Raw genomic sequence first — 26,990 nt, 5'->3', positions numbered from 1 at the left:
AAAAAGCCTTGAAAACCAAGGCTTTTTCTATTTATAGGATTACTCCTCATAAAAATCAACGCTGTAATCCAGCAAGCTATCCCCGTCATAGCGGAAGCAAGCGGAAAAGAAGGGTTTGTTCTCTAATAGCCATGCTTGAAAATGGCGATCGCCTTCCCAAGTTGGTTTGGAGAGCACTTGGTCATAAGGAACCCATTCTAAATCGCCTTCGTTGCAATCGATCAAACTTCCTTCAAAACCAGTTATCTTAAAGACATAGGTGTACCAGTCTGTGTTTGGAGTAAAGTCTGGGAAGGTTATCACTCCTTTTAGAGCATGCTTTGTTACAGTAAGCCCAGTTTCCTCAAAGACTTCTCGAATGGCACAAGCCTGTGGCGTTTCGCCAGGTTCTAGTTTACCACCAACTCCAATCCATTTTCCTTGATGGACATCGTTTTCTTTCTTGTTTCGATGAAGGAGAAGAAATTCCTTACCATTATCAATGTAGCAAATCGTAGCAAGTTGGACGGTTTTTTTGGTCATAAAGGCTCCTTGTAGTTGATTTATCCTATTATACCACAAAGGTGGTAGTAGGGACACCTGCTTAGTGCTCTGGTAGGGGACAGTTTTGGGATTAGAATATTGAAAGCCCTTTTCTGAAAACAGTTTTTGAGGTATAATAAGAACATCAAACTATTTAGGATGCACTATGTCAAAACAAGAACAAATCGAACAAACAATTTATCAATTATTGGAATTATTGGGTGAGGACCCGAATCGTGAAGGTTTATTAGATACGCCTAAACGGGTCGCTAAGATGTATTTAGAAATGTTTAACGGCCTAGAAGAGGATCCCAAAGACCAATTTACAGCTGTCTTTTCAGAGGGACATGAAGAGGTTGTTTTGGTAAAGGATATTCCTTTTCATTCTATGTGTGAACACCATCTTGTCCCATTTTATGGTATTGCACATGTAGCCTATATTCCGAGTAAAGGGCGTGTGACAGGTCTTAGTAAATTGGCGCGTGCAGTGGAGGTGGCGAGCCGTCGTCCTCAATTGCAGGAGCGCTTAACTCATCAAGTGGCTCATGCACTTCAAGATGCCCTTGAACCAGAAGGTGTTTTTGTCATGGTCGAAGCAGAGCATATGTGCATGAGTATGCGTGGTATTCGCAAGCCAGGTAGTAAGACAGTGACCACAGTTGCCCTTGGCAAATACAAGGAAGATGCCATCTTGCGCCGTGAACTCTTGTCCATGATTCACAATAAATAGGAGGTTCTATGTCAATCGAACAGTTAGCGAATCAAGTAACCATTATGGGGATTCTCAATGTGACGCCAGATTCATTTTCAGATGGTGGTCACTATAATGAGGTGGAGTCTGCCTTGGTACAAGTAGAAAAGTTGTTGGCTGAGGGTGCTACCGTCATTGATGTTGGTGGGGAGTCCACTCGTCCAGGTGCAACATTTGTGTCTGAAGAAGACGAGATTGCTCGCGTGGTTCCAATTATTCGTGCAATAAAAGAAAACTACGATTGTTTGGTCAGCATCGATACCTATAAAACAGGCACAGCACGTGCAGCCTTGGAAGCAGGCGCAGATATTTTAAATGATGTCTGGGCAGGACTTTATGATGGAGATATGTTAGCCCTGGCTGCGGAGTACAAGGTACCAATTATTCTCATGCACAACCAGAAAGAAGAAAGCTATGCGGATGTTGTTGGAGAGGTCAAAAACTTTCTAGCCGAGCGTGCCCAAGCAGCACTTGATGCTGGTGTTTCCGCAGACCAGATTTGGTTAGACCCAGGATTTGGTTTTTCAAAAAATGTCCAACATAATCTGGACCTCTTGCAAGGTCTGGAACAGATTACTGCTCTTGGTTATCCCGTTCTATTTGGAATATCTCGTAAGCGCGTGGTGGATTATCTGCTTGGTGGAAATAGCTTACCGACTGACCGCGATCAAGCAACGGCAGCCTTGTCTGCCTGGGCAGTCCAAAAAGGCTGTAAAATGGTCCGTGTTCACAATGTTGCTGCCAACCGTGACATCGTTAAAGTTTGGGACCAATTGACTTCTGGAGGTCAACATGGATAAGATTTCTCTTAATAAATGTCGCTTTTACGGCTACCATGGTGCCTTCAAAGAAGAGCAAGTTCTTGGTCAAATTTTCACAGTTGACTGTGATTTGTTTGTTGACCTGACAGCAGCTTCACAAACTGACAATTTAGAAGACACAGTTCACTACGGTATGGTCTTTGAAACCATTAAAGCAGTTGTGGAAGGCAAGCCCTACATCCTTATAGAAAAGGTAGCAGGTGTTATTTGTCAGGAGATTTTTGATCAATTTCCAAAGGTGGAGAAGATTCGCTTGGCCATTTACAAGGAAAATCCGCCCATTGCTGGACACTATGATTCTGTCGGAATTGAATTGGAGCGTGAACGACCATGAAGCATCTAGCCTATCTCAGTATCGGAGGGAACATGGGCAATCGGCAAGCCTATTTACAGGCAGCCCTAGACAAATTAGCCAGTCATCCAGGTTGCCAGCTTGGCTTAGTTTCCAACATTTATGAAACTCCAGCTTGGGGTAAGACAGATCAGGCTGATTTCCTCAATCTAGCTTGTCAAGTGTATACTGATTTGTCTGCTCAGGATTTTCTAAGCGTTTGCCAGAACATCGAACAAGAGTTGGACCGAGTACGGATTGAAAAATGGGGACAACGGACCATTGATTTGGATATTATTTTTTGGGATGAGGAGAAGATTCAAGAAGAGAATCTGATTGTTCCCCATCCCTACGCCCATGAAAGAGCATTTGTTCTCAAACCTCTTGCTGAGATTGCTTCTGATTACCGTCACCCAATTTTGAAAAAAGTGGTATCGGACTTACTTGCAGAACTAGGGGAACAAAAAGATATAAAAATTTTCAAATAGTTGCCTCTGATACTAGGTTTATTAGGGGATAGAATAGATAAAGGAGTTTTATGACAATTTTAGCAACTTTAGGGGTTTTATTGGCTATTGTAGCCATTATTTATTGGACATCAAAAAATTTACATGTTATCATTGCGGCACCACTAGCTAGTTTAATCATCATTCTGACCAATCAGATGAATGTTTTGGAAGTTATGTTGGGCAAAGAGCAGTCTTATATGGCGGGCTTAGCAGGTTTTTTGATTAATAATTTTGCCATCTTTATGCTGGGGTCTATCTTGGCACGTTATATGGAGGCAAGTGGAGCTACGCAGACAATTGCCAATAGCATTTTGAAAGTAATGGGAAAAGATAGTCCCTATAAGGGCTTGTTAGCGATCACTTTGATTGCTTCCATTCTGACCTATGGTGGTGTGAGTATTTTTGTAGTCATTTTTACCTTGCTTCCCCTTTCACGCCCCCTCTTTAAAGAGTTGAATATCAACTGGGCACTTTTTCCGATTCCTGTCTTTTTGGGAGCAGGTACCTATACGATGACAACTCTTCCTGGGGCACCTTCCATCCAGAATGTCATTCCGACAAAAGTTTTGGGAACTAGCTTGACCGCGGCACCCGTTATCAGTTTGGCAGCCAGCTTGACGCTATTAATATTTGGCTTGCTCTACATGGTCTACTGCCTCAAGAAAAGTCTAGCAAATGGAGAGACGTATACGGAAGAAGAGGATGAAGCTGCAGTAGTGGTAGCTGATAAGACACCAAATCTATTTTTATCAGTCTTGCCTCTATTCAGTCTTATTGGGACGATTTTCCTAATGAGTAAAACTCCGAATGTCCTGGCAATTGGCTTGTTGGTTTCTATCCTTCTATCAGCCTTGATTTTTTATCCATATCTGCCAAATCAAAAAGAAATTTTGAATGCTGCGACAACAGCATCTATAGTGCCTGCATTTGCAACTTCTAGTACCGTAGCATTTGGGACGGTGTTAACCTTGTCAGCAGGTTTTGCAGTCATTCAAGAATGGATTCAACAAATACCGGGATCGCCACTGATTAGTTTATCTGTTTCGACAGCATTGGTTAGTGGTATTATCGGTTCATCTTCTGGTGCGGTAGGTATTGCTTCAAGTAATTTCCTCCCTGCCTATTTGGAAATGGGGATTAATCCAGAGTTGCTGCATCGTGTAGTAGTTGTTGCATCAGCTATCTTGACAGTTGTGCCTCAGTCTGGTGTGATGATTACCTTCCACAATCTTTCGAAATTAAGTATGAAACGAGGACTCAAGTATTCGTTTATCCTAGTGACAGTTGGGCATTTGTTAGCCTTACTTGTGATTTTACTGTTGGCACCTTTGCTATATTAGGATTGATTAACAAACAAATAAAAGCCCTGCCAAATGGTGGGGCTTTTATGCACGAATAACAAGAAGTGGCTTAAGACCAAAACTTCTCTGCAATTTCTTGACCTTGTTTAATTTTTGCCCACTGTTGCGGGATGGCCAATTCATTACCTGAATCACATGAAGCGAATCCACATTGATGTGACAAGTAGAGACGCTCTTTTGGAATAATCTTGCTTGCTTCCTCGAGTAATTTATAAACACGTTCTTCATCATCCAAATCAGAAGTTTTACTTGAAAGTAGACCAAGAACGACTTCGACATTCTTATCACGCAAGCTTTCCAAAGCTTTTAAATCACCTGCACGTTCATCATCCCACTCAAGGAAGAATCGATCGTATTTTTGGTCACGCAGGAATTTTTCAGCAATAGCTTCGTAAGTTCCGCCAGCTGCTGAGCGGCTTTCATAGTTACCACGGCAGTTGTGCGTCCAGACGGTCAAGCCAATTTCATGTCCGTAATCAATAACAGCATTATTGATAGCAACAAACTCGTCAGCCAAAGCAGCCAATGCTTCAGAATCGTCTTGTGGCAAGAAAGGTACAGGGTTAGCAGGGTCGAATAATTCCCAAAGGCAGTCATCGAATTGAACGATTTGTCCACCAGCTTCCTTGTACTGGTCTAAAAATTCTCTATAGGCAGCCAATAAACCTTCTTTCAAATCCTCACGTGTTTTATAAACTTGGTCTGGACCGACTTGACCATTGAAGAGAACAAGCTCGGTAAAGGCATGGGCAGGTCCCCATACAGTTAACTTTGTATCAGTTTCACCAGCTAGTTCTTTAACTTTTTTATAAATGTCAATGAAATGGTGATTTTTTGCTGAAAGAGGACCTGTGATACGTAATCCAATATCCTTACGTGTTTCAAAAATTTGTCCATCATGGTCTTTAAAAGGATAACCATGCTCAGCAATGTAACGCTCGATACCATCGAAGCCCCAGACAAAGTCAAGATGCCACATTGATTTTGAAAACTCACCGTCTGTTACAATATCAATACCATTTGCTTTTTGTTCAGCTACAATCGCCTCGATAGTTGCAGCTTCAGTTTCTTGATAGCCATCAAAGGCGTCGTAGAATGGGTATTGGATATTGTCACGATGCTCAATTTTACGTTTAAATTCTCCTAAGTTTGCTGGTCGAAGAAGTGAACCGACTAATTGGAATCTTGAAGTTGTCATATATGTATCTCTCTTTCGTTTTAGTGATGAACCTATTCTAACTCAGAAGCTATCATTTGAAAAATAGTTATTTTCATGGCAAATCCATAGTTAAAAACTATAACTAGAAAAAAAGACGGAAATAACTTTCTATCATTTGTCAACTATGGTATAATCGAAAGTGCTGAAATCCGAACATTAGGAGACTTAGGAGAAAAATGAAAAAACAATCACCCTTTATAATTGCAGGAATCGTCATGCTAGGGGTCGTGATGCGTGCCCCCTTTACAGCTTTACCTGCTATTTTGACAGATGTGGCAGCAGGACTGGGAGTAGAAGTGAGTTCATTAGGAATTTTAACCTCTATTCCGCTCATTATGTTTGCTCTTTGTTCATCCTTAGCACCGCGTCTTGCGGCTAAGTTTGGCATGGAAAAACTAATGGCCCTAGTCTTACTGGTTATGGTGCTTGGTTCAGGAATGCGAGTTCTCAACTTACCAGCCCTTTACATTGGTACAATGCTTGTTGGTGCTACAATAGCGTTTATTAATGTTTTGCTACCAAGTTTGGTTGCGGCTAATTTTCCAAAGAAAATTGGTCTGTATACGACGATTTATATCACTCTCATGGGGGTTGCGGCAACAGTTGCCTCCATGATTGCTGTTCCAATTGTATCCTCTAGTTCTTGGGAATTTTTTATTCTGTTAATTACAGGATTGGTGCTTCTGGCTTTCCTAATCTGGTTGCCTAATGTAAAAAATAACCATCGATTTTCAAGTGAGAACCAAGGAAAACAGAAATCATCTATCTGGAAAAATAAAGCAGCGATTGCCTTTTTGATATTTGGTGGGCTACAATCAGTCCTCTACTATACAGAGATTACCTGGTTGCCAACCATTTCTCAATCAGTTGGCTTTAGTAAGGCAGAAGCAGGTCTAATGGCTGGTTTCTTTAATATGACAGCTATTCCCATGTCAATGATTATCCCAGCTATTCTTTCCCGTCAGACAAAAGAAATGCGTCGAAATATCATGCTGGCTATTTCCTCTGTTACCTTGCTTGGCTTGGCTATGATGGCATTGATTCCGACCAATCTCATTCTTTGGTCAGCACTTCACATTATTTTAAGTTTTTCAAATGCAGCCCTCTTCCCTTATATGATGTTGAGCTTTACTTTGAAAACAAGCAACAGCCAGGCTACTGCTCAGCTATCAGGAATGGTGCAGACAGGTGGCTATCTCATTGCAGCATTTGGACCAGGCCTTCTTGGTTATAGCTATCCAATCTTCGGAAACTGGATGCCATTGATTCTTGCTCTGGCTATCGTCACACTTGCCATGATGTGGACTATTGTTCTGATCGAAAAAGAAGATACTATCTTATAAAGTATAATCCCTTAAGAAGGCTGACATTTTTCTGTGAAAATGGCAGAGCTTCTAAGGGATTTTTTGTCAAACAAAAAAGCTGGACTCCTGCCAGCTTTTTAATGTGCTACACGTTTACGAGCAGCTTTTTTACGATTTTCCTCAATGAAGGCTTCTTTCTTTTCTTCTGGTTCAATGATTGTTTTGTGAACAGTGAAGACTGCGCCTGCTGCAAGAGCAACTGTAGAAAGAACACCTGTCAAGAAACCTTTACCAAAACCTTTAGCCATAGTTATTTCTCCTTTACTTGTGTTATAATAGATTTTAGCGAAAAAACAAAATATTTTCAAGGAAAAAGATGAAAACTAAAGTTATTGTGGTCATTGGACCAACTGCGGTAGGAAAAACCGCTTTAGGCATTGAATTGGCCCAGCGCTACAAGGGAGAAATTATCAGCGGTGATAGCCAGCAAGTCTATTGCAAACTAGATATTGGTACGGCAAAAGCTAGTCCTGAAGAGCAGGCTGCTGCGGTTCATCACTTGATTGATGTCCGAGATGTGACCGAGGGCTATTCGGCTTATGAATTTGTAGCAGAAGCCAAGGCTTTAATTGCAGACATTACCAGTCGTGGCAAGTTGCCTATTATCGTGGGTGGAACAGGCCTTTATATCCAAAGTCTGCTAGAAGGCTACCATCTAGGCGGGCAGGTTGACCAAGAGCAAGTTCTTGCTTATCGGGCGGAACTCGACTGCTTGTCTGACGAGGTTTTGGAAACAATGGCAGAGCAGGCAGGTTTGATGGTCGAGGGAAACAGCCGACGGAGAATCATTCGTGGGTTAGAGTTGAAAAAGTTTGGAAAAAATTTGGAAAATACAGAGTCAGAATATGAGCCTCTTTGCATCTGCCTGACGGATGACAGACAGGTTCTTTACGACCGCATCAATCAGCGAGTGGATAAGATGATTGCGGCGGGCTTACTAGATGAAGTTAGCTGGCTATACAAAAAGTATCCCCAAGCCCAAGCTGCTATGGGAATTGGCTACAAGGAGTTTTTCCCATACTTAGCAGGTCAAATCAGCCTAGAAGAAGCAATTGATAAGGTCAAGCAAAATAGCCGCCGCTTTGCCAAACGCCAATTGACCTGGTTTAGAAATCGGATGCAGGTTCCCTTTTATTCAGTGGGCGAGCCAGATTACAAGTCGCAGATTTTCACCGCCGCGGAGGAATTTTTAAATGATTGAAACGCATAAAGAACAAGAACGTGCCCTCCTGGTTGGAGTGGAATTACAGCAGACAGACAACTTTGACATGTCCATGGAAGAGTTGGCAAGCCTTGCTAAGACGGCTGGCGCTCTGGTCAAGGGAGTTTATACCCAAAAACGTGAAAAATACGACAGCAAAACCTTTGTTGGCTCAGGGAAACTAGAAGAAATTGCCCAGATGGTCGAAGCTGATGAGATTGATACAGTTATTGTCAATAATCGACTGACACCCCGTCAGAATGTCAATTTGGAGGAGATTCTGGGGGTTAAGGTCATCGACCGTATGCAGTTGATTTTGGATATTTTTGCCATGCGAGCACGGAGTTACGAGGGTAAACTGCAGGTCCACTTGGCCCAGCTCAAGTACATGTTGCCACGCTTGGTTGGCCAAGGCATTATGCTTAGCCGTCAGGCGGGTGGTATCGGTTCTCGTGGACCAGGTGAAAGTCAGTTGGAGCTCAACCGTCGAAGTATTCGCAATCAGATACACGACATCGAACGCCAACTCAAAACGGTGGAGAAGAACCGAGCTACTGTCCGTGAACGCCGTCTGCAATCAGGCGTGTTCAAAATCGGCTTGATTGGCTATACCAATGCTGGCAAGTCCACCATTATGAATGCCATGACCGATAAGCGACAGTACGAGGCAGATGAACTTTTTGCGACACTTGATGCCACGACCAAGCAGATTAACCTGGCCGACAAGTTCAACGTGACTTTGACTGATACGGTTGGTTTCATTCAGGACCTGCCGACAGAGTTGATTTCTGCCTTCAAGTCCACCTTGGAGGAGTCCATGAACGTGGATCTCTTGCTCCATGTCATCGACGCATCTGACCCCAATCACAGTGAGCAGGAGCAGGTGGTCCTGGACATTTTGAAAGACCTGGATATGCTGGATATTCCCCGTCTGGCCCTTTACAACAAGTTGGACAAGACGGATGACAGCTTTACCCCCAGTCAGTTTCCTCATGTCATGCTGTCCGCTAAGGATGAAAATGCCAAAGGCCATATACAGATGATGGTCTTGGCCAAGATTAAGACCATGTTTGAACGGTTTGAGGTCAGGGTACCACTTGCTGAATCTTATAAATTGCATGATTTGGCAACTCTAGCTCTGATAGAAAATCGGACCTACGAAGAGGATGTGGAAGTGGTATCAGGCTATATCGCTTCCAGCAATAAATGGAAGTTGGAAGAATTTTATGACGGATTATCTTGATTTGGCAATCAAATACGGTGGCTTTACCAGTCTGGACAAGGTCTATCTGGCGAAGAAATTAGCTGATTTGACTGACCAACAAAAACTAGATTTTATCACTCCACCGCCTTCAGTTATCAACGCTTATTTTGCGAAAATCTACCAGAAACAAGGAGCAGAAGAAGCGACGGACTACTATCTGACACTTTCTCAGCAGCTCTGCCTTTTTCCAAAAGAGCCCAGCTTTGAAGAAGATAAGCCCTTTGTCCGTCTCAACTTATCAGGTAAGTCTTTCGGATTTGCCTATGTGTCGGTTGACGGTCTGGCTCAGGTTTTTTCGGAAGGAGTAGAGGAAGTGACGGATAGCTTGCTCTTTGAAATTGCCCAAGTCTTTCCCCACTATGTCGTCTTTGTGGAGGAGGGCAAGATTTTTATGAAAGCCAGTCCCTTTGAGGACGCTGAGTTAGAGGAAGTTGAAACAGACTACCTTTTGACCAAAGTGGAGACGACAGAAGGTTTGGTCAAGATTTCAGGCTTTAATCAGGAAGAAGTGCTGGAAGTAGCGGACGGATATGCTGGTCAGTATTACTATGTCTGGTCGGGCCGCTCTGCAATTTTATATATAAAACATTAGAAAGTAAACAATGCAAATTCAATTTTTAGGTACGGGGGCTGGTCAGCCCTCCAAGGCTCGAAATGTATCCAGTTTGGCCTTGAAACTCTTGGATGAAATCAATCAGGTTTGGCTTTTTGATTGTGGCGAAGGAACTCAAAATCAAATTTTGGAAACGACTATTCGTCCACGTAAGGTCGTAAAAATCTTTATCACTCACCTGCACGGAGACCATATTTTTGGACTGCCAGGTTTTTTGTCTAGCCGTTCTTTCCAGTCAAGTGAGGAGCAGACTGATATTGATATTTACGGTCCTGTTGGCATCCGTTCCTTTGTCTTGGCAAGTTTGAAAGTTTCAGGGACACGCCTACCATATCGCATTCATTTTCATGAGTTTGATGTTGATACGGTAGGTCAGGTGCTAGAAACGGACAAATTCACAGTATTCGCTGAAAAACTGGACCATACCATTCCTTGTGTCGGCTATCGTGTCATCCAGAAAGATTTGGAAGGGACATTGGATGCAGAGGCTCTGCGCGCGGCAGGTGTACCATTTGGCCCCCTTTTTGGAAAAATCAAAAACGGTCAAAACGTGACCTTGGAGGACGGCAGGGAAATCATTGCCAGTGACTATATTTCTCCTCCTCGGCCTGGTAAGGTGGTGACCATTCTTGGTGATACGCGCAAGTGTCATGCTAGTGTCCGTCTGGCTGTCAATGCTGATGTGCTGGTGCATGAGGCGACTTACGGAAAAGGCGATGAGAAGATTGCTCGCAAGCATGGGCATTCGACCAATATGGAAGCTGCTCAGGTTGCCAAGGATGCTGGTGTCAAGCAGCTCTTGCTTAATCATATCAGTCCACGATTTTTATCCAAGGATATTAGTCAATTACGGAAAGATGCAAGTACTATTTTCGAGCAGGTTCATATTGTCAAGGATTTAGAGGAAATTGAGCTATGAGAACCATTCTAATCACAGGTGCTTCTGGTGGCTTGGTACAGGAAATGGTGCCATTGCTGAAGGATGATTTTTTGATTTTACTAGGTCGTGATGTCGAAAAAATTGAGCAGCTCTATGCTTACCATGAAAAAAAGGCTGTCTTTGATGTAGACATCCGAGATGAAATAGCTCTGACGGCATTTTTCGATGAACTGGATAGTCAGTTTGGTCAGATTGATATTTTGGTCAATAACGCTGGCTATGCCATTTACGATGATTTTGAGAATTTTTCCAGCCAACAGGTGCAGGCTATGTTTGACATCAATACTTTTGCTCTGATGACCATGTGCCGTTTAGTAGGCAAGCGAATGAAAGCTAGACGGAGCGGGCAGATGATCAATATCATTTCCATGTCAGGTTTAATAGCTTCAAGCAAGTCATCCGTTTATTCGGCGACCAAGTTTGCAGCTATGGGTTTTTCCAATACCATTCGCTTGGAATTAGCCCAGTATGGTGTGACGGTTACAACTGTTAACCCAGGTCCAATCGCAACCAGCTTTTTCGACCAAGCAGATCCGGATGGAAGCTATCAAGAGAGCGTCAAGGCTTTCTTGTTGCAACCAGATTATGTGGCTCGGAAAATCGTGGCAGCTATGGGGACGAAGAAACGAGACATCAATCTGCCTTGGTCACTAGCAGCTGCTCATAAACTCTATACTCTCTTTCCAAGAATAGCAGACTACTTGGCCAGTACAGTATTTAATTTGAAATAAGCATAGAAAAACGCCGAAATAAAACTCGGCGTTTTCGTGTATACTAGCTACGCTTTTTTCTACGTAAGGAGATACTGCCTAGAAGTAGGCTACCTAATGCGATAGCGATATAGTTTGTTTTTTCACCTGTTTGAGGTAGTTGTTTTGCATCGGTAGACTTGGTGGTATGTACTATTGTAGTAGTTTTTGGCGCCTCATCCAGAATATTTTTTGGCATTTCAGGTTGCGGTACAAGAATTTCTACAGCTGGTAAGTCTTCTAAGGTTGCTAATTGGCTACCAAAGAGGGCGTTGGACACCCAACGGAAGAAGTGAACAGGGTGGACCTTGTTTGTTGGATTACCTGCATAGATAAAGACAGGTTGGTCTTGATAATTTCCAGCGATGGCGACAATTTTATTGGCTAATTTGTCATGACCAGGCCACCACCCTGCGATATAATAATCTTTGTCAGCAATTTTAACAAGCGTTTTAAATCCTTCAGGAATGCCTTCAATCCAATTACCGGAGTTGGAATAGAAAAGTCCATTCATGGTGTAGCCACTTGTTAATGGATCTTTATCATCAATAATAGCCCGCATGAGACCTTCATAGTCACCACCATCTGTAAATTGTTCCGCATTGAAACCTGCTAAGATTCCTAATTCCTCCAGTTTTTGCATGGCGACACCACCTACGATGATAATTGGTTTCTTACCAAATACACTGGCATCGAATTGATCTGATTCGAGAATGATAGCATCAGCCTCATCTGCGCTATTGACAATTTCAAAGCCCATTCGTTCTACCGCAAGTGCAGCATTTGCAAGAATGGCAAAGTCGCCTGCCCAACTATAAGAGTGAGAAGGAGCATACACCTTCATTGCTTTCAATTCTTGTCCAAGAGGCTTCTTATAGAGAGGTTCGCCGTATAGAGCATAGGTGTCCAGCAAGTGGCTAAATTGGTTAGTTTCCATGATGTAGCCATCGTCTGTAAGGTAGACCTTAGCGCCTGATTTGATGGCTTGATTAATGGCCTGAACTGCGCTTTCAGATGTGTTTGCAACGATATAGTAAGGCGCTTTGAAATCAATTTCCGTAGTACGTGGAGCTTTTGTCCATGTGATGCTACCTAATTTGCCGCTAAAGGCATTTTCTTCAAATATAGCCTTGGCACTAAAGCCTTTCATATCAGGGAAGTTGACCACCAATTCAGCATACATGGCTCCCCAAGCAGATTCATCAGAACCAGCGTAGAGGACATGGTTAGCGAATCCTCGTTTGGCTTGAGCCATATCGACAACTAGGTCGCCTTTGCGGAAGTTTCCAACATCTTCAGTTAATTCCTTGACAACAACCCCATTACGATTGAAATATTCAATCATCTTAAAGGCTTCTTGCATATCGTTGTGTTTATCGAGCGTCATAGGAATCACATAGTAGTCTGGGAAGAATTTTGGCTGGTCTTTTTTGACACGTCCGACAACAGCTCCGTCTGGTCCGACTAATTCAGACTCTGCTTTTGGATCTTCTATCTTATTGACGCCGCGAGAATAGTATTTGAGACGCATTTCCATGAGACTGTCTGGCTTGGTTGCCATATTGTGAACACCGCCCAAAACAGCAAAGAATCCAGCCTTGAATGATTCTTGATTTCCTTCTGGAATTTCAATCGTATGTCCAAGAATACCGTGGTACATTGCATACACCGCTGTATAGCCTGAGAAGGAATCGTCCCAACCATTTCCCCAGTGGACTTTAGGGATGGTGTAGCGTTCATATTTAGAATTTGCAATACCTGCTCGGCCCATTTCATGAGCTTTTTCCAGCATAATATCGGCTAGTAAATCATATTCAAAGTTTGGGTCATGTGGCGGAGTGGCAGGCTCGATGAGAAATCCAGATACAAAACCATGAATATCTAAAACAGATATTGGATTCCATTTGTGGATTTGACGGACGATGGCTTGTGTTTCTGGATTCACTTGGAAACCAGTATCACGGTTAGGGTCCAAACCATTTACTAGTGAACGCAAGTTTTTAACATCGCCATCAGGATTTTCTGTGAAATTGAACAAGAAGATAAATTTATCTAACAAATCTGTCACTTTTAAATGCAGGGTAACAGGATTTCCATCGGCATCTGTAGATGGGAAAGTAATGGTATCTTTTTGTGCAAATTCTTTGAATAGGCTAGTTACCACATCTATGCCGGGTTGTTCATCAGCGTGAGTGTTGTTGATGAGAATAGGTAATTTATAGTCGAAGGTTCCAGCTTGCAACTCTTTCAGCATCTGGTCAGGTTGGGTCAGCATGAGTGGCGTTGTTTCAGTAAGATATTTATCAATACTTGCTTGATCTTTAGCCACAACAGCCATTTTTATATCTCTACCTTCAGCTGATTGACCAATTGACTCAATCCTTACTAAGCGGTCGGTCGCAGCATTATCTTTAGTTTCCTCAATCTCTGTCAACATTTCCTCATGTGTACGGTAGGCTTCATAAGGACGGAAATGAAGAGTTTTTGAAATTATCAAGTTTCCATCGGCACTAGTACCTTCCAACAGCATATCTTTTATAAAATGTCGATAGGTACGGCGAATATTACTCGGTGTCCGTCTGCTCAAATCTTCTCCAAAGAGAGCTGCGAGCTGGATATTCAAATGAAGTTGGTTATCCTGTCTGCTTTCTTCTACTGTGATAAATGTATCGCCTGTGAAATCTCCCTCTTTCAAATTCCATGTTTTCCATTCGGAAATAGGCTTTCCATCCAATGTCCATTCTATTTTTTCAGTTGTATCTGGAAGAGTGACGGATTCTGTGATAGTGACTGCTTCCGATAGATAGACAGTTTTTGTTTCGAGTGTAATTGTATCAACAGTCGGTACGGCAGATTTTTCTTCTGTAGGATCCTGACTATCATTATTAGCTGATCTGAGCGTAGTTTCCTCGGCATTGGGCTCGGAAGATGTTGTATCTTCTTCTGTGGAAACAGGTGTAGGAGAAGTATCTGCTATTTCTTCAGTTTGTTTTTCTGTCTCCTTCCCTTCTACAAGAATATCTGTAGCTTCGCTTGTGCTAGTTTCCATGATAGGAGTCTCTTCAGGCAGTGGAGTCACTGTTTTACTAGCAGTAGTTGGCATCTCCTCTGTATTTGCGAAGACCGTTCCCTGAGTGAGAGATGCAGCTAAAAGAACTGTTGAGGCAAGTAGGACTTGATTCAACAGCCTTTTCTTATATGAAAGTTTCATACGAACTTCCTCCTTTTGATAATGTGTACGGGGTAGTAAATTAAAACGGGTTATTTCATGCCTATCTTATCAAAAAATATATGTCTTTACAATATGAATTAAATATGTTTATATATTTAAAATATTCAGAAATATCGGATCATAAAGACTATTTATTTTGAGTAGGATAATGAACTAAAATCTGTTATAATGGTAAAGAAATAAGGGAGAGATGTATGGAAAAACTTTGGAAAATTATATATAGCCGGACATTTATTGTCATTAGTTTGATTATTCTAACCATTTTCCTTATTCTTTGGTTGGTAGGTTCGGCAGCTACCTATATGCCTGCTTTATTGATTGTTTTGCAAATTTTTTCGATTTTTGTAGCTATTTCAATCATCAATAGACCGATGAATACCAGTTTTAAGTTAACCTGGATTATTTTTGTCATTGGTATTCCGATTTTTGGTGCTCTATTCTATTTTATTTTGCAGTCCAACATTGAAACCAAACGTTATCGTAAAAATTTTCATAAGCAAGCACAAAGACTTCGGGAGTATAGTAAGACGTCTGAAAAGGTCATGAAGGCATTGGAGCAGGAAGATAAGGAGCAACTGAAATTAGCTCACTTCATGAGTGAGTACGTTGGCTACCCAATTCATACCAATACGGATGCCGTCTATTTTTCAACAGGTCAGGAAAAATTTGAAGCTCTACTAGAAGAATTGAAAAAGGCAGAGCAGTATATTTTCATGGAGTACTTTATTGTCGATATGGGATATATGTGGGATTCTATCCTTGACATTTTGAAGGAAAAGGCAGCGCAAGGGGTGGAAGTTCGTTTTATGTATGATGGGATGAATTCACTGACCAATCTTCCCTATAATTACTATAAAACCTTGAGAAAATATGGGATAAAAGCCAAAGTATTTTCTCAAATTATCCCAGCCTTATCTACGGTGCAAAATAACCGTGACCATAGAAAAATTGCGATTATTGATGGAAAGGTTGCCTTTACTGGTGGCATTAATATCGCAGATGAATACATCAACAAGAAAGTGCGTTTTGGTTACTGGAAAGACGCAGCGATTATGATTAGGGGAGAAGCTGTTGCAAACTTTACGTTGATGTTCCTTCAAATGTGGAATTACAATGAAAAGACAGAGACAGATGATCTACAATACCTCAAAACGCATAAAGATTTAGAGACGGAAACCATTGATGCTGAAGGTTTCTTCCTTCCGTATGGCGAGAATCCATTTGATGGAGATGAGGTAGCCAAACGAGTCTGCCTAGACATGATTCAGTCGGCAACGGATTATATTTATATCATGACACCCTACTTAGTGTTGGATGATGAAATGATTGATAATTTGACTTATGCTGCGAAGCGTGGAGTCGAGGTTCGCATTCTGCTCCCGCATATCTACGATAAAAAATCGGCTTATTTGGCTGCTCGTACTGATTTTCCGACTTACTTGGAAGCAGGAATTGAAATCTTTGAATTCCAGCCTGGGTTTGTCCATTCCAAAGTTGTTTTGGTCGATGATAAGAAAGCTACTGTTGGTACGGTGAATATGGATTTTCGCTCTTTTTATCTTAATTTTGAGTGCGGTCTCTATATTTACAATCACTCGGCAGTTTTGGCAGCTATTAAAGATGACTTTACTCATTCCTTCAAAAAATCACAGCAAATTAACCTTCTAACCTTCCATAAAACGTACTCTTGGTATAAGCGTTTGGGAGGAGCCCTACTGCGAATTATTTCGCCGTTATTATAAATTGCACTATTAGTTCTTCATGGAGCAAGGGAACGACATTCTGTTTCGGTCTTACCTTGCTCCATTTTTCTTGGAAAATGATATAATAGAAAGATAGTTTATACTCGGAAAAGTTACAGGTTACTTGTGATTTTGAGTATTAAGGAGTAAAAAAACGTGATAAAACCCAATTATGACTGGCAATTATTGACCGGTTTTTCTGATGAACAATTTATCAAAATTGCTAAAAAAGAAGGAGTGGACTCGGTAGCGGCTAAGTTGCTGTATGAACGTGGCATCCATTCGGCGGAAGAATTGCATACTTTCTTACAACCAAGCTTAGAAGACCTTCACGATCCCTATTTACTACATGATATGGACAAGGCGGTAGAGCGGATTCGCCGAGCAATCGAAGATTACGAACAAATTTTGATTTATGGAGATTATGATGCAGATGGCATGACCTCGGCATCTATTCTGAAAGAAACTCTGGAGGAAATGGGGGCAGAAGTCCAAGTTTATCTTCCCAACCGTTTCACAGATGGCTATGGGCCAAATCAGTCAGTTTACAAGTATTTTATCGAGCAGCAGGGGATTTCTCTTATTGTGACGGTGGACAATGGCGTAGCGGGTCATGAAGCGATTGCCTATGCACAGGAAATGGGTGTCGATGTTGTCGTGACAGACCACCATTCCATGCAGGAAACCCTTCCCAATGCCTATGCGATTGTACATCCAGAGCATCCAGAGGGAAATTATCCCTTCAAACATTTGGCAGGTTGCGGTGTGGCTTTCAAATTGGCCTGTGCCCTTCTTGAAACGGTTCATGCAGACTTGCTGGATTTGGTCGCAATTGGCACCATCGCTGATATGGTTAGCTTGACCGATGAGAATCGTGTCATGGTCAAATATGGTCTGTCCCTTCTCAAACAGACCGAACGTGCAGGCCTCCAAGAATTGATGAAAATAGCTGGCATTGATATGGATAGCCTTGATGAAGAAACAGTTGGCTTCCAACTTGCTCCGAGGTTGAATGCCCTTGGTCGACTCGATGATCCAAATCCAGCCATCGAATTATTGACTGGTTTTGATGACGAAGAGGCCCATGAGATTGCTCTCATGATTGACAGTAAGAATGTCGAGCGTAAGGATGTCGTCCAAGCAATTTACGATGAAGCAAAAACCATGCTCCGTCATGATAGACCTGTTCAAGTTCTGGCTAAAGAAGGTTGGAACCCAGGTGTTTTAGGGATTGTAGCAGGACGCCTACTAGAAGAATTGCACCAGCCTGTTATCGTCTTGTCTATTGAAGATGGTAAGGCAAAGGGTTCGGCTCGTTCTGTTGAAGCGGTTGACATTTTCAAGGCCCTTAAAGATCATCAGGACCTATTTATCGCCTTTGGTGGTCATGCTGGTGCAGCAGGTATGACCTTGGAAGTTGACAAACTTGAAGAGCTTGCTCTAACCTTGGCAGACTACATTATCGAAAATAAATTGGATTTATCCAGCAAGTCTTCGCTGGTCTTAGATGAAGAATTGGATTTAGAGGAATTAACCCTAGATACTCTAAAATCTTTCGAGAAGCTTGCGCCTTACGGCATGGATAATAAAAAGCCTGTATTCTACATCAGAGACTTTCAGGTAGAATCAGCAAGAACCATGGGGCAGAATAATGCTCATCTGAAGATACGGATTACAAAAGGGGTTGCTGGATTTGATGTGGTTGCTTTTGGTAAGGGTAATCTAGCCTTGGAATTTTCACAGGCCAAGGGCTTAGAACTAGCTGTTACCTTGTCTGTCAATCAATGGAATGGCAATACCAGTCTTCAGCTCATGTTGGTTGATGCTCGGGTCAATGGTGTTCAACTTTATAATATTCGTGGAAAGCACCATCCTATTCCTGCTGGAGTCCCAATTTTGGACATTGAAAATCCAGTAGTAGATAACAAAGCAATTGTCTTAGCTAACTTGCCTGAGGACCTCAGTAGTCTGCGTAGCTATTTTCAGGAAAGAGAATTTGAAGCCATTTATTTTAAAAATGAAATTGCCAAACCGTACTATCTAGATGGTTATGGTAGCCGAGAACAATTCGCTAAATTGTATAAGACCATTTACCAATTTGATGAGTTTGATGTCCGCTACAAACTGAAAGATTTGGCTGGTTACTTAAAAATTAAGGACAGTCTATTGGTTAAAATGATTCAGATTTTCCAAGAATTAGAATTTGTTACCATTACGGATGGGGTCATGCGGGTCAACAAAGAGGCGCAGAAGCGAGAGATTTCAGAAAGTCAGATTTATCAAGACTTAAAACAAACCGTAATGCAGCAAGAGTTAATGGCGCTTGGCACCGTTCAGGAAATTTATGAATGGCTTTGTGGTCGCGTTTGATGACAGTAGAAGCTCTGGTTGTTGTTGGAGTGATTGGAACGCTTCACTACACTTATAGGTTTATCAGGCAAAAAAGTCTGTTGAAAAATCTTGAACAGATAACCGAAATAAAGCACGCACTGATTGAATTACGGCGAGTAGGATGGTCAGAAAGAGCCATCAAAAAGGTTTTCCTGAAACAACTGTTGCCTCTAAAACAAGAAGACATCCCAGCATTTGTTCAAAATTTCATAAAAGAAGCTACTATTTTTGCCTCAACTAGCTTTTATCAGTTGATAAAAGTTGACAGTCGCTCTTTAAGCCAAGAGAAAGCGACGGCTTTATTGGAGCAAAGTATGAATATGTTAGATTTTCCTGAGGAATTAAGTCACGGGATATTACCTGAACTTTTGCAGAAGATGGATGTGAATTGTCCTCCACACCATCCGTTTTGGCGGTACTTTGCTAAGCTAGTTGATAAGGCTTTTCCAGTTCGAGAATTAGAAGTCAAACGGCCGTTAAACAGACAGGTCCATCAACTGCGCTACCTTATTTCCTATCAGCAGGCTTTTTGGGTACGTCAGCAGTTTGGAAGAGGAAAAACAGACTGGCAGGCTCTGGTAGCCTATTTACGTAGCCTACCTCGCTGGTCTTATCGCTTACGAGAATCTGCCCGCCTACACAATAAACAACTGTTCGGCAAGAAAAATCAGAAGACCTTGCCAGTCAATATGAAGATTTTGATTCATTTTCACAGCGAATTTATCCTAAATCAAGATGGACAATTTGCCTTGATTTTAGAAGAACGACCTCAGGTCAATGGCGTGGTAAACGGGGCTTCCTTCAATTATGCCAGAGCTAATAATAAGCGCCATAGACAACTTGATATGGCTCCAGTTGGTACGCAGGATCCCGTTTTTCGGAAAGAATTGCTACGCTCAAAGATGGGAGTCTATTTATCGCCTACTCGCTTTCGTCGCTACCAAAAAGGAAGAAATGAGGTTGGCTGGGAGCAGTCTTACTTTAATCAGCAAGGGAGCTTTTCCTATGGTGGACATAGTAGGGCAGCTTGTGTGGCGAATGTGAGGAGACGATTTGCTAAAGATATAGGTCTGAAATGTACCAAAAAACAATTTCATGGTATAATGAAGAGTAAAAATTATTTTTAAAAAGAGAGAGACAAATGAACTTAAAAGATTACATCGCAACAATTCCTAACTATCCAAAAGAAGGTATCGAATTCCGTGACATTAGCCCTTTGATGGCAGATGGAAATGCTTATAGCTATGCAGTACGTGAAATCGTTCAGTATGCGACAGATAAGCAAATCGATATGATTGTTGGGCCAGAGGCGCGTGGTTTCATCGTTGGATGTCCAGTTGCCTTTGAATTGGGAATCGGTTTTGCACCAGTTCGTAAGCCAGGTAAGTTACCACGTGAGGTTATCTCAGCTGATTATGAAAAAGAATATGGTGTAGATACATTGACGATGCATGCAGACGCAATCAAACCAGGACAACGTGTCTTGATTGTCGATGACTTGTTGGCAACTGGTGGTACTGTAAAAGCAACGATCGAAATGATTGAAAAGCTTGGCGGTATCGTTGCTGGCTGTGCCTTCTTGATTGAGCTAGATGATTTGAAAGGCCGCGAAGCAATCGGCGATTACGACTACAAGGTTTTGATGCACTATTAATCTAAGGTTATAGTCAAAACTTATAACTGGTCCTATTTTTATTCTAATTGAATTGCATAGCAACCTGTCTTATAATAAATATAAGAAAATTGGGAGGTTGCTTATGCCAATTAAAATTGAAAAATCATTACCAGCAGTTGAAATTTTGAGAAAAGAGAATATTTTTGTGATGGATAGCGACCGAGCTAGTCATCAGGACATTCGTCCTATCAAAATCCTTATTCTCAATCTCATGCCACAGAAGATCGTGACGGAGACTCAGTTGCTCCGTCTTTTGGCTAACACTCCTTTACAGCTAGAGGTTGAATTTCTCTACATGGCTAGTCACGAGTCCAAAAATACACACTCGGACCATTTGAAGCAGTTTTATAAGACTTTTGAGCAGGTCAGGGATAGCTATTTTGATGGGCTCATCGTGACAGGAGCACCAGTTGAAAACTTACCTTTTGAGGAAGTTGATTACTGGCAAGAACTTACTCAAGTTTTTGATTGGTCAAAAACACATGTTTATTCAACATTGCACATTTGTTGGGGAGCACAGGCTGGTTTGTATGCACGCTATGGTGTACCCAAACACAGTATGTCTCGAAAACTATCAGGTGTATATTGTCAAGAAGTGACTAATCCAACTAGCCCTCTTATGCGTGGATTTGACGATGAATTTCGTTCACCACACTCCCGTTATACGGAAGTAAGAGAAGCAGATATTGCCCATCTGAGTGGGTTGACGATTTTATCACAAGGTCCAGAAGTTGGCCTATCCATTTTAGCCAGCAAGGATTTAAGAGAAATTTATAGTTTTGGACATTTAGAGTATGATAGGGATACCCTAGCTAAGGAATACCAACGTGATTGTATAGCTGGAAAAAATCCCCATTTACCGGAAAATTATTTCAAAGAAGATGACCCTACAAGCAAACCATCTCTCTCTTGGAATTTACCAGCAGCACAATTCTTTACCAACTGGGTGAATTATGCTGTCTATCAAGAAACTCCATACGACTGGCATATCTTTGAACAATCAGCCCAGTCAGCTAGTCTTTAAAGAGGAAGTATGAACTATTCACAGCAATTTCGTCAGGGACATTTGGTCCTGCCAGCAGCAATATTATTCCACTATCAAGAGCTTTTTCCGTCGGCAGATGATTTTTTGATTTGGCAGTTTTTCTTTTATCAAAATTCTTCAGCCATCGAATCATTAGCGCCTAGTGAGATTGCTCAAGCTACTGGTAAAACAGTTGCCCAGGTCAATCAAGCTATTGAAAATCTCCAAGATGCTGGACTCTTAGAATTTAAGACAATCAGTATTGCTGGTGAAATTGAAATGATATTCGATGCGCTTCCTGCTTTTGAAAAATTGGATGCTCTGTTAACTCCAAAACAGGCAGTTGAGATTGTGCAGCCAGAGAATGATTTGAAGACCTTGGTGGGTGATTTTGAACGTGAATTGGGCCGCTTTTTATCGCCGTTTGAAATCGAAGATTTGCAGAAGACTATTGAGGATGACAAAACTTCGATTGAGTTGGTTCGTGCAGCCTTGAAAGAAGCTGTTTTTAACAACAAAACAAATTGGAAATACATCCAAGCTATTCTACGAAACTGGCGCCGTGAGGGAATTACTACAGTTGCGCAAGTAGAAGCGAAAAATGCAGAAAGAGAAATTCAGACTCCTAAGAATGTGACTGTTTCAAGTGACTTTCTTGATGCAATGGATCTCTGGAAAGATTGATATGGAAACAAAATTATCTAAAAGGCTGGAAACAGTCGCAAGTTTTGTCCCACAAGGGGCACGTCTAGTTGATGTAGGGAGTGACCATGCTTATCTCCCTCTTTTTTTGGTAGAGCAGGGGCGTATTGATTTTGCCATTGCGGGGGAAGTCGTTCAAGGCCCCTATCAGTCAGCGCTCCAGAATGTAGAGCAGGCGGGACAAACAGAAAAAATTCTAGTCCGTTTAGCAAATGGCTTAGGTGCGTTTGAGACGTCTGACCAGATGACTGCCGTGACCATAGCAGGTATGGGAGGACGCTTGATTGCAGAAATCTTAGAAGCAGGAAAAGAAAAGCTTGCGACCATTGAACGGTTGATACTCCAGCCAAATAATCGTGAAGATGATGTGCGTCGATGGTTGGAAAAAAATGGTTTTAGATTGGTTGCTGAAAAGATTCTGGAAGAAAATGGCAAGTTATATGAAATCCTCGTTGCAGAATCAGGACAGATGAGATTATCAGAAGTTGAACATCGTTTTGGTCCCTATCTACTAGAGGAGGCTTCACCAGTTTTCGTCAAAAAGTGGAGAAGAGAACTTGAAAAATTAAGTTTTGCTTTGGAACAAGTTCCATCTGAACGCCAAGGTGACCGCTTTGCCATTTCCCAAAAAATCCAACAAATTCAGGAGGTACTCCATGTTAGCTAGTCAGGTTATTGAGCGCTATCAAGCCTTTTGTCCCCCTTCTTTAGCTATGGAAGGCGATGTCAAAGGGCTGCAAATTGGTACCCTTAATAAAGAGATTCAACGTGTCATGGTGGCTCTGGATATTCGTGAGACAACAGTGGCAGAGGCGATTGATAAAAAGGTGGATTTGATTATCGTCAAACACGCTCCGATTTTTCGTCCTATAAAGGATTTGGTGGGTGACAATCCGCAAACTAAAATGTATCTTGATTTGATTAAGCATGATATTGCAGTCTATGTCAGTCATACAGATATTGATGTGGTTGAGGGTGGTCTCAACGACTGGTTCTGTGAACTATTAGAAATTCAAGATACTACCTACTTGATTGAAACTGCCGAGGGGCAGGGGCTTGGTCGTGTGGGGACAATAGCAGAGCAGACCTTGGAGGATTTGGCTTTGAAAGTCAAGTCTGTCTTTGGTCTAGATGCTGTCCGTCTAGTGACATATGGGCATCAAGCCAAGCAGTATATCAGCCGTGTGGCGATCTGTGGAGGCAGTGGTGGGTCTTACTACCATGAGGCTCTTGCCAAGGGAGCAGATGTTTACATCACAGGCGATATTTACTACCATACGGGTCAGGATATGTTGACACAAGGCTTGCTGGCTATTGATCCAGGCCACCATATCGAAGCCTTGTTTATCAAGAAAATTGCTGAATTGTTGGAAACATGGAAGGCAAATGAAGGTTGGGATGTCGAAATTCTACCTTCAACTGTTTCAACCAATCCGTTTAGACATTTGTGATAAATTAATCAGTACCTAATTATGGAAAGACCAAGACGACATTTAATGTAGTTTTAGGTCTTTTATTTTTTAGATATTTTCTTATTTATTTAAGTGAAAAAGCTTGAATTTTATAATAAATTAGGGTATCTTAATTTATAGGATATGCAAAATTAAACAGGATAGGATGTTAGTTATGACTTGGTTTACTAATCAGTCTGTAGTTCTACAGGCTTTGCTAGGTGGTTTATTCACATGGTTTTGTACGATTATGGGATCTGCCGTTGTATTTTTCTTTAAGACAGTTAGCCGTCGTTTGCTAGACACCATGCTAGGCTTTGCAGCTGGTGTTATGATTGCGGCTTCTTTTTGGTCTTTATTAGCTCCATCGATTGAGTATGCTGAAAGTTCATACGGCAATTTGGCTTGGATACCAGCAGCAGTAGGTTTTGCAGCAGGTGGTATTTTTTTACGCTTGGTAGATGCCTGGGTTCCGCATTTACATTTGGGAAATGATAAAGATAAGGCAGAAGGCGGTGGTGAGAAGGAGAGAAAAAATCTATCCAAAACAGCCCTGCTCTTCTTAGCCATTACAATTCACAATATTCCTGAAGGCTTGGCGGTCGGTGTTACATTTGGTGCACTTGCTTCTAACTATAGTCCAGCAGCTTTTATTGGTGCAATCGGTCTTGCTATTGGGATCGGTATACAAAATATTCCTGAAGGGGCAGCCTTGGCTATTCCAATTCGTACAGACGGTGCATCTAGGTGGAAAGCTTTTTACTGGGGATCAATGTCAGCGATTGTCGAGCCGATTGCAGCAGTCATAGGGGCTTTTGCGGTCACCTTTATGACACCTATTTTACCTTATGCCCTCTCCTTTGCGGCAGGAGCCATGATTTTTGTCGTCGTAGAAGAGCTCATTCCAGAGTCGCAGACAAATGGCAATACGGATATTGCAACTCTGGGCTTAATGGCCGGTTTTATCATCATGATGATTTTGGATGTTGCCTTAGGATAATTTGTTAAAGTCTGTTGTTACAGGCTTTTTTCTTATGACAATATCTTTAAAAATATGGTATAATGAACTGATATTAATTTAGGGAAGGTACTCTTATATGAAAGGTATTATTCTAGCTGGTGGGTCAGGTACACGCTTGTATCCTTTAACGCGCGCAGCTTCAAAACAGTTGATGCCAATTTACGATAAACCAATGATCTATTATCCATTGTCAACATTGATGTTGGCTGGAATCAAAGATATTTTGATTATTTCAACTCCGCAAGATCTTCCACGTTTTAAGGATATGTTAGGAGATGGTTCTGAACTTGGAATTTCACTTTCATATGCAGAACAACCAAGTCCAGATGGTTTGGCGCAAGCCTTCATTATCGGTGAAGAATTTATCGGTGATGACAATGTAGCCTTAATCCTTGGTGATAACATCTACCACGGCAATGGATTGACCAAGATGTTGCAACGTGCAGCAAGCAAAGAAAAGGGCGCGACTGTCTTTGGTTACCAAGTAAAAGACCCAGAACGCTTTGGTGTTGTCGAGTTTGACGCAGATATGAATGCCATCTCTATCGAAGAAAAACCTGAAGAGCCAAAATCGAATTTTGCTGTTACTGGTCTTTATTTCTATGACAATGATGTTGTGGAGATTGCCAAAAATATCAAGCCTTCACCTCGTGGTGAGTTGGAAATCACAGATGTCAACAAGGCTTACTTAGAGCGTGGCGACTTGTCTGTTGAGCTTATGGGCCGTGGATTTGCCTGGTTAGATACAGGTACGCATGAAAGCCTCTTGGAAGCTGCACAGTACATCGAAACGGTTCAACGTTTGCAAAACGTTCAAGTGGCTAACTTGGAAGAAATTGCCTACCGCATGGGCTATATTACAAAAGAACAAGTCCACGAATTAGCACAGCCACTTAAGAAAAATGAATACGGACAATACTTGCTCCGTTTGATTGGAGAAGCCTAATGACAGAAAACTTTTTCGGTAAAACACTAGCAGCTCGCCCAGTTGAAGCTATTCCAGGAATGTTAGAATTCGACATTCCTGTTCATGGTGACAACCGTGGTTGGTTTAAGGAGAACTTCCAAAAGGAAAAAATGTTGCCACTGGGCTTCCCAGAAAGCTTCTTTGCAGAAGGAAAATTGCAGAATAATGTTTCCTTCTCTCGCAAAAATGTTCTTCGTGGTCTTCACGCTGAGCCTTGGGATAAATACATTTCAGTGGCAGATGGCGGTAAGGTTTTGGGAACTTGGGTGGATCTTCGTGAAGGCGAAACCTTCGGTAATACCTATCAAACCGTTATTGATGCTTCAAAAGGTATCTTTGTCCCACGTGGCGTTGCCAATGGTTTCCAAGTTTTGTCAGATTTCGTGGCTTACAGCTACTTGGTTAATGACTACTGGGCTTTGGAACTCAAGCCTAAGTATGCTTTCGTCAACTACGCTGACCCTAGCCTAGACATCCAGTGGGAAAACCTAGAAGAAGCAGAAGTTTCAGAAGCAGATGAGAATCACCCACTCCTCAAGGACGTTAAGCCTTTGAGAAAAGAGGACCTCTAATGTTTCAAGCCTTTTTGGAAATAGCAGAGCAGTTAAACAAGTTAGGAATCACTCCCTTGTTAATGGGCTCAGTTGGTTTGGAAAGGCGAACAGGTAGGGACTGGCAGGCAGGAGATTTAGATATTCATGTTCCAAGTGATCCACGTGGTTGGGAAGCCCCAGACGACGAACGGATTTACCGTGCAGATGAGCTGATTGCCATGATGAACCAACTCGGCTATGTCCTGGTTGACCGTCACGAACATGAATTTCATAAAGATGGCTTATCTGTTGAATTCGGAGGCCTGCATTCACTGCCTGAATTTGCTGGTGTAGAGCTAGAAGATTTGGAAGAACTAGAAACAGCAGGTGTTCGCTATTACCTACCGACACTTGAACAATACCTGAAAATCTACCAAGCCTCTTCAAAAGATTCCTACCGTGCAGAAAACAATAATCAAAAAGACTTTGCCAAGATTGCTTACTTGGAAGAAGTATTGAAGTAGTCTGGTAATTTAAAGAAGGCGAGCACAGTGAGCCAATAGCGATAGTTTCCGCCGTAGTGAAAGCAAGATTACGTTTTACGTAA

27 protein-coding genes are annotated in these 26,990 nt (G+C 41.9%); 23 read left to right on the top strand and 4 right to left on the bottom strand.

The annotated features are described in order from the left end of the window. Positions 1-39 precede the first annotated feature (39 nt). A complete protein-coding gene (locus ODU46_RS02810) occupies positions 40-522 on the bottom strand; it encodes an 8-oxo-dGTP diphosphatase (protein WP_105133822.1) in 483 nt (160 codons plus the stop codon). Between the two features lie 166 nt (positions 523-688). Between ODU46_RS02810 and folE the strand changes: the two genes are divergently transcribed. Genes folE through ODU46_RS02785 form a run of 5 tightly spaced genes read left to right on the top strand, consistent with a single transcriptional unit; the run spans position 689 to position 4,274 of the window. Then, a complete protein-coding gene (gene folE / locus ODU46_RS02805; RefSeq protein WP_002938082.1) occupies positions 689-1,252 on the top strand; it encodes a GTP cyclohydrolase I FolE in 564 nt (187 codons plus the stop codon). An 8-nt stretch (positions 1,253-1,260) separates the two neighbouring features. Continuing rightward, positions 1,261-2,073, top strand: a complete 813-nt coding sequence (gene folP, locus ODU46_RS02800; RefSeq protein WP_172035637.1) for a dihydropteroate synthase — start codon at positions 1,261-1,263, stop codon at positions 2,071-2,073. Then, positions 2,066-2,428 carry a dihydroneopterin aldolase gene (gene folB / locus ODU46_RS02795; RefSeq protein ID WP_012027113.1) on the top strand — a complete coding sequence of 121 codons (363 nt, stop codon included), beginning with the start codon at positions 2,066-2,068 and terminating at the stop codon, positions 2,426-2,428. The genes folP and folB overlap by 8 nt, the downstream gene beginning before the upstream one ends. Next, on the top strand, positions 2,425-2,913 hold the full coding sequence (gene folK, locus ODU46_RS02790; RefSeq protein ID WP_024400722.1) for a 2-amino-4-hydroxy-6-hydroxymethyldihydropteridine diphosphokinase: 489 nt from the start codon (positions 2,425-2,427) through the stop codon (positions 2,911-2,913). Before folB ends, folK begins: the two co-directional genes overlap by 4 nt. Before the next feature lie 50 nt (positions 2,914-2,963). After that, complete coding sequence (locus ODU46_RS02785; RefSeq protein ID WP_398579197.1) at positions 2,964-4,274, top strand: GntP family permease; 1,311 nt, start codon at positions 2,964-2,966, stop codon at positions 4,272-4,274. 70 nt (positions 4,275-4,344) lie between these two features. On the opposite strand, the gene ODU46_RS02780 is transcribed toward ODU46_RS02785, so the two are convergent. Then, a complete protein-coding gene (locus ODU46_RS02780; protein WP_044763959.1) occupies positions 4,345-5,493 on the bottom strand; it encodes a cobalamin-independent methionine synthase II family protein in 1,149 nt (382 codons plus the stop codon). Between the two features lie 197 nt (positions 5,494-5,690). Here ODU46_RS02780 and ODU46_RS02775 point away from each other — a divergent pair, with 197 nt between their 5' ends. Beyond that, entirely contained in the window at positions 5,691-6,857 is a 1,167-nt protein-coding gene (locus tag ODU46_RS02775; RefSeq protein WP_398579196.1) for an MFS transporter, read from the top strand. Positions 6,858-6,955: 98 nt separating this feature from the next. Here the strand turns inward: ODU46_RS02775 and ODU46_RS02770 are convergent, their stop codons facing one another. Then, on the bottom strand, positions 6,956-7,126 hold the full coding sequence (locus ODU46_RS02770; RefSeq protein WP_012775205.1) for a DUF3042 family protein: 171 nt from the start codon (positions 7,124-7,126) through the stop codon (positions 6,956-6,958). Positions 7,127-7,194: 68 nt separating this feature from the next. On the opposite strand from ODU46_RS02770, the gene miaA reads away from it, so the two are divergent. From miaA to ODU46_RS02745, 5 genes are read left to right on the top strand one after another with little or no spacing between them, the layout of a single operon-like run. Then, positions 7,195-8,079: a tRNA (adenosine(37)-N6)-dimethylallyltransferase MiaA gene (gene miaA, locus ODU46_RS02765; protein WP_395326390.1), complete on the top strand. Its 885-nt coding sequence runs from the start codon at positions 7,195-7,197 to the stop codon at positions 8,077-8,079. Beyond that, on the top strand, positions 8,072-9,322 hold the full coding sequence (gene hflX, locus ODU46_RS02760) for a GTPase HflX (RefSeq protein ID WP_398579195.1): 1,251 nt from the start codon (positions 8,072-8,074) through the stop codon (positions 9,320-9,322). Before miaA ends, hflX begins: the two co-directional genes overlap by 8 nt. Then, entirely contained in the window at positions 9,306-9,935 is a 630-nt protein-coding gene (locus ODU46_RS02755) for a cystathionine beta-lyase (RefSeq protein WP_398579194.1), read from the top strand. Before hflX ends, ODU46_RS02755 begins: the two co-directional genes overlap by 17 nt. A 10-nt stretch (positions 9,936-9,945) precedes the next feature. Then, entirely contained in the window at positions 9,946-10,875 is a 930-nt protein-coding gene (rnz, locus tag ODU46_RS02750; protein WP_398579193.1) for a ribonuclease Z, read from the top strand. Then, positions 10,872-11,627, top strand: coding sequence for an SDR family oxidoreductase (locus tag ODU46_RS02745; protein ID WP_105208423.1), 756 nt, complete (start codon positions 10,872-10,874; stop codon positions 11,625-11,627). The genes rnz and ODU46_RS02745 overlap by 4 nt, the downstream gene beginning before the upstream one ends. A 43-nt stretch (positions 11,628-11,670) precedes the next feature. On the opposite strand, the gene ODU46_RS02740 is transcribed toward ODU46_RS02745, so the two are convergent. Continuing rightward, positions 11,671-14,856: a M14 family zinc carboxypeptidase gene (locus tag ODU46_RS02740; RefSeq protein WP_398579192.1), complete on the bottom strand. Its 3,186-nt coding sequence runs from the start codon at positions 14,854-14,856 to the stop codon at positions 11,671-11,673. A gap of 215 nt (positions 14,857-15,071) precedes the next feature. Here ODU46_RS02740 and cls point away from each other — a divergent pair, with 215 nt between their 5' ends. The 12 genes from cls (at position 15,072) to ODU46_RS02680 (ending at position 26,907) form a co-directional block, all read left to right on the top strand. Next, on the top strand, positions 15,072-16,619 hold the full coding sequence (gene cls, locus ODU46_RS02735) for a cardiolipin synthase (protein ID WP_248017595.1): 1,548 nt from the start codon (positions 15,072-15,074) through the stop codon (positions 16,617-16,619). Between the two features lie 156 nt (positions 16,620-16,775). Then, a complete protein-coding gene (gene recJ, locus ODU46_RS02730) occupies positions 16,776-18,989 on the top strand; it encodes a single-stranded-DNA-specific exonuclease RecJ (RefSeq protein WP_398579191.1) in 2,214 nt (737 codons plus the stop codon). Next, positions 18,968-20,137 (top strand): DUF3114 domain-containing protein, encoded by a 1,170-nt coding sequence (locus tag ODU46_RS02725; RefSeq protein WP_398579190.1) that lies wholly within the window; start codon positions 18,968-18,970, stop codon positions 20,135-20,137. The genes recJ and ODU46_RS02725 overlap by 22 nt, the downstream gene beginning before the upstream one ends. A gap of 14 nt (positions 20,138-20,151) precedes the next feature. Continuing rightward, positions 20,152-20,664 (top strand): adenine phosphoribosyltransferase, encoded by a 513-nt coding sequence (locus ODU46_RS02720; protein WP_002937136.1) that lies wholly within the window; start codon positions 20,152-20,154, stop codon positions 20,662-20,664. A gap of 103 nt (positions 20,665-20,767) precedes the next feature. Beyond that, positions 20,768-21,709: a homoserine O-succinyltransferase gene (metA, locus tag ODU46_RS02715; RefSeq protein WP_014637718.1), complete on the top strand. Its 942-nt coding sequence runs from the start codon at positions 20,768-20,770 to the stop codon at positions 21,707-21,709. 9 nt (positions 21,710-21,718) lie between these two features. Next, a complete protein-coding gene (locus ODU46_RS02710) occupies positions 21,719-22,393 on the top strand; it encodes a DnaD domain-containing protein (protein WP_105153767.1) in 675 nt (224 codons plus the stop codon). Position 22,394: 1 nt separating this feature from the next. Beyond that, positions 22,395-23,078, top strand: coding sequence for a tRNA (adenine(22)-N(1))-methyltransferase TrmK (locus ODU46_RS02705; protein ID WP_024411835.1), 684 nt, complete (start codon positions 22,395-22,397; stop codon positions 23,076-23,078). Further along, positions 23,068-23,862: a Nif3-like dinuclear metal center hexameric protein gene (locus ODU46_RS02700; protein WP_105147985.1), complete on the top strand. Its 795-nt coding sequence runs from the start codon at positions 23,068-23,070 to the stop codon at positions 23,860-23,862. The genes ODU46_RS02705 and ODU46_RS02700 overlap by 11 nt, the downstream gene beginning before the upstream one ends. A gap of 175 nt (positions 23,863-24,037) precedes the next feature. Next, positions 24,038-24,862 (top strand): ZIP family metal transporter, encoded by an 825-nt coding sequence (locus ODU46_RS02695; protein ID WP_024410284.1) that lies wholly within the window; start codon positions 24,038-24,040, stop codon positions 24,860-24,862. 97 nt (positions 24,863-24,959) lie between these two features. Next, entirely contained in the window at positions 24,960-25,829 is an 870-nt protein-coding gene (gene rfbA / locus ODU46_RS02690) for a glucose-1-phosphate thymidylyltransferase RfbA (RefSeq protein WP_015646663.1), read from the top strand. Beyond that, positions 25,829-26,422, top strand: coding sequence for a dTDP-4-dehydrorhamnose 3,5-epimerase family protein (locus ODU46_RS02685; RefSeq protein ID WP_014637724.1), 594 nt, complete (start codon positions 25,829-25,831; stop codon positions 26,420-26,422). Before rfbA ends, ODU46_RS02685 begins: the two co-directional genes overlap by 1 nt. Next, positions 26,422-26,907 carry a phosphoribosylanthranilate isomerase gene (locus tag ODU46_RS02680; RefSeq protein ID WP_105150850.1) on the top strand — a complete coding sequence of 162 codons (486 nt, stop codon included), beginning with the start codon at positions 26,422-26,424 and terminating at the stop codon, positions 26,905-26,907. Before ODU46_RS02685 ends, ODU46_RS02680 begins: the two co-directional genes overlap by 1 nt. Positions 26,908-26,990 lie beyond the last annotated feature (83 nt).

Source organism: Streptococcus sp. 2020WUSS089, from assembly GCF_044427405.1.
Taxonomy (GTDB): domain Bacteria; phylum Bacillota; class Bacilli; order Lactobacillales; family Streptococcaceae; genus Streptococcus; species Streptococcus hashimotonensis.
The sequence above is the reverse complement of the archived record's forward strand: the minus strand, read 5'-3'. Positions and strand labels throughout refer to the sequence as shown.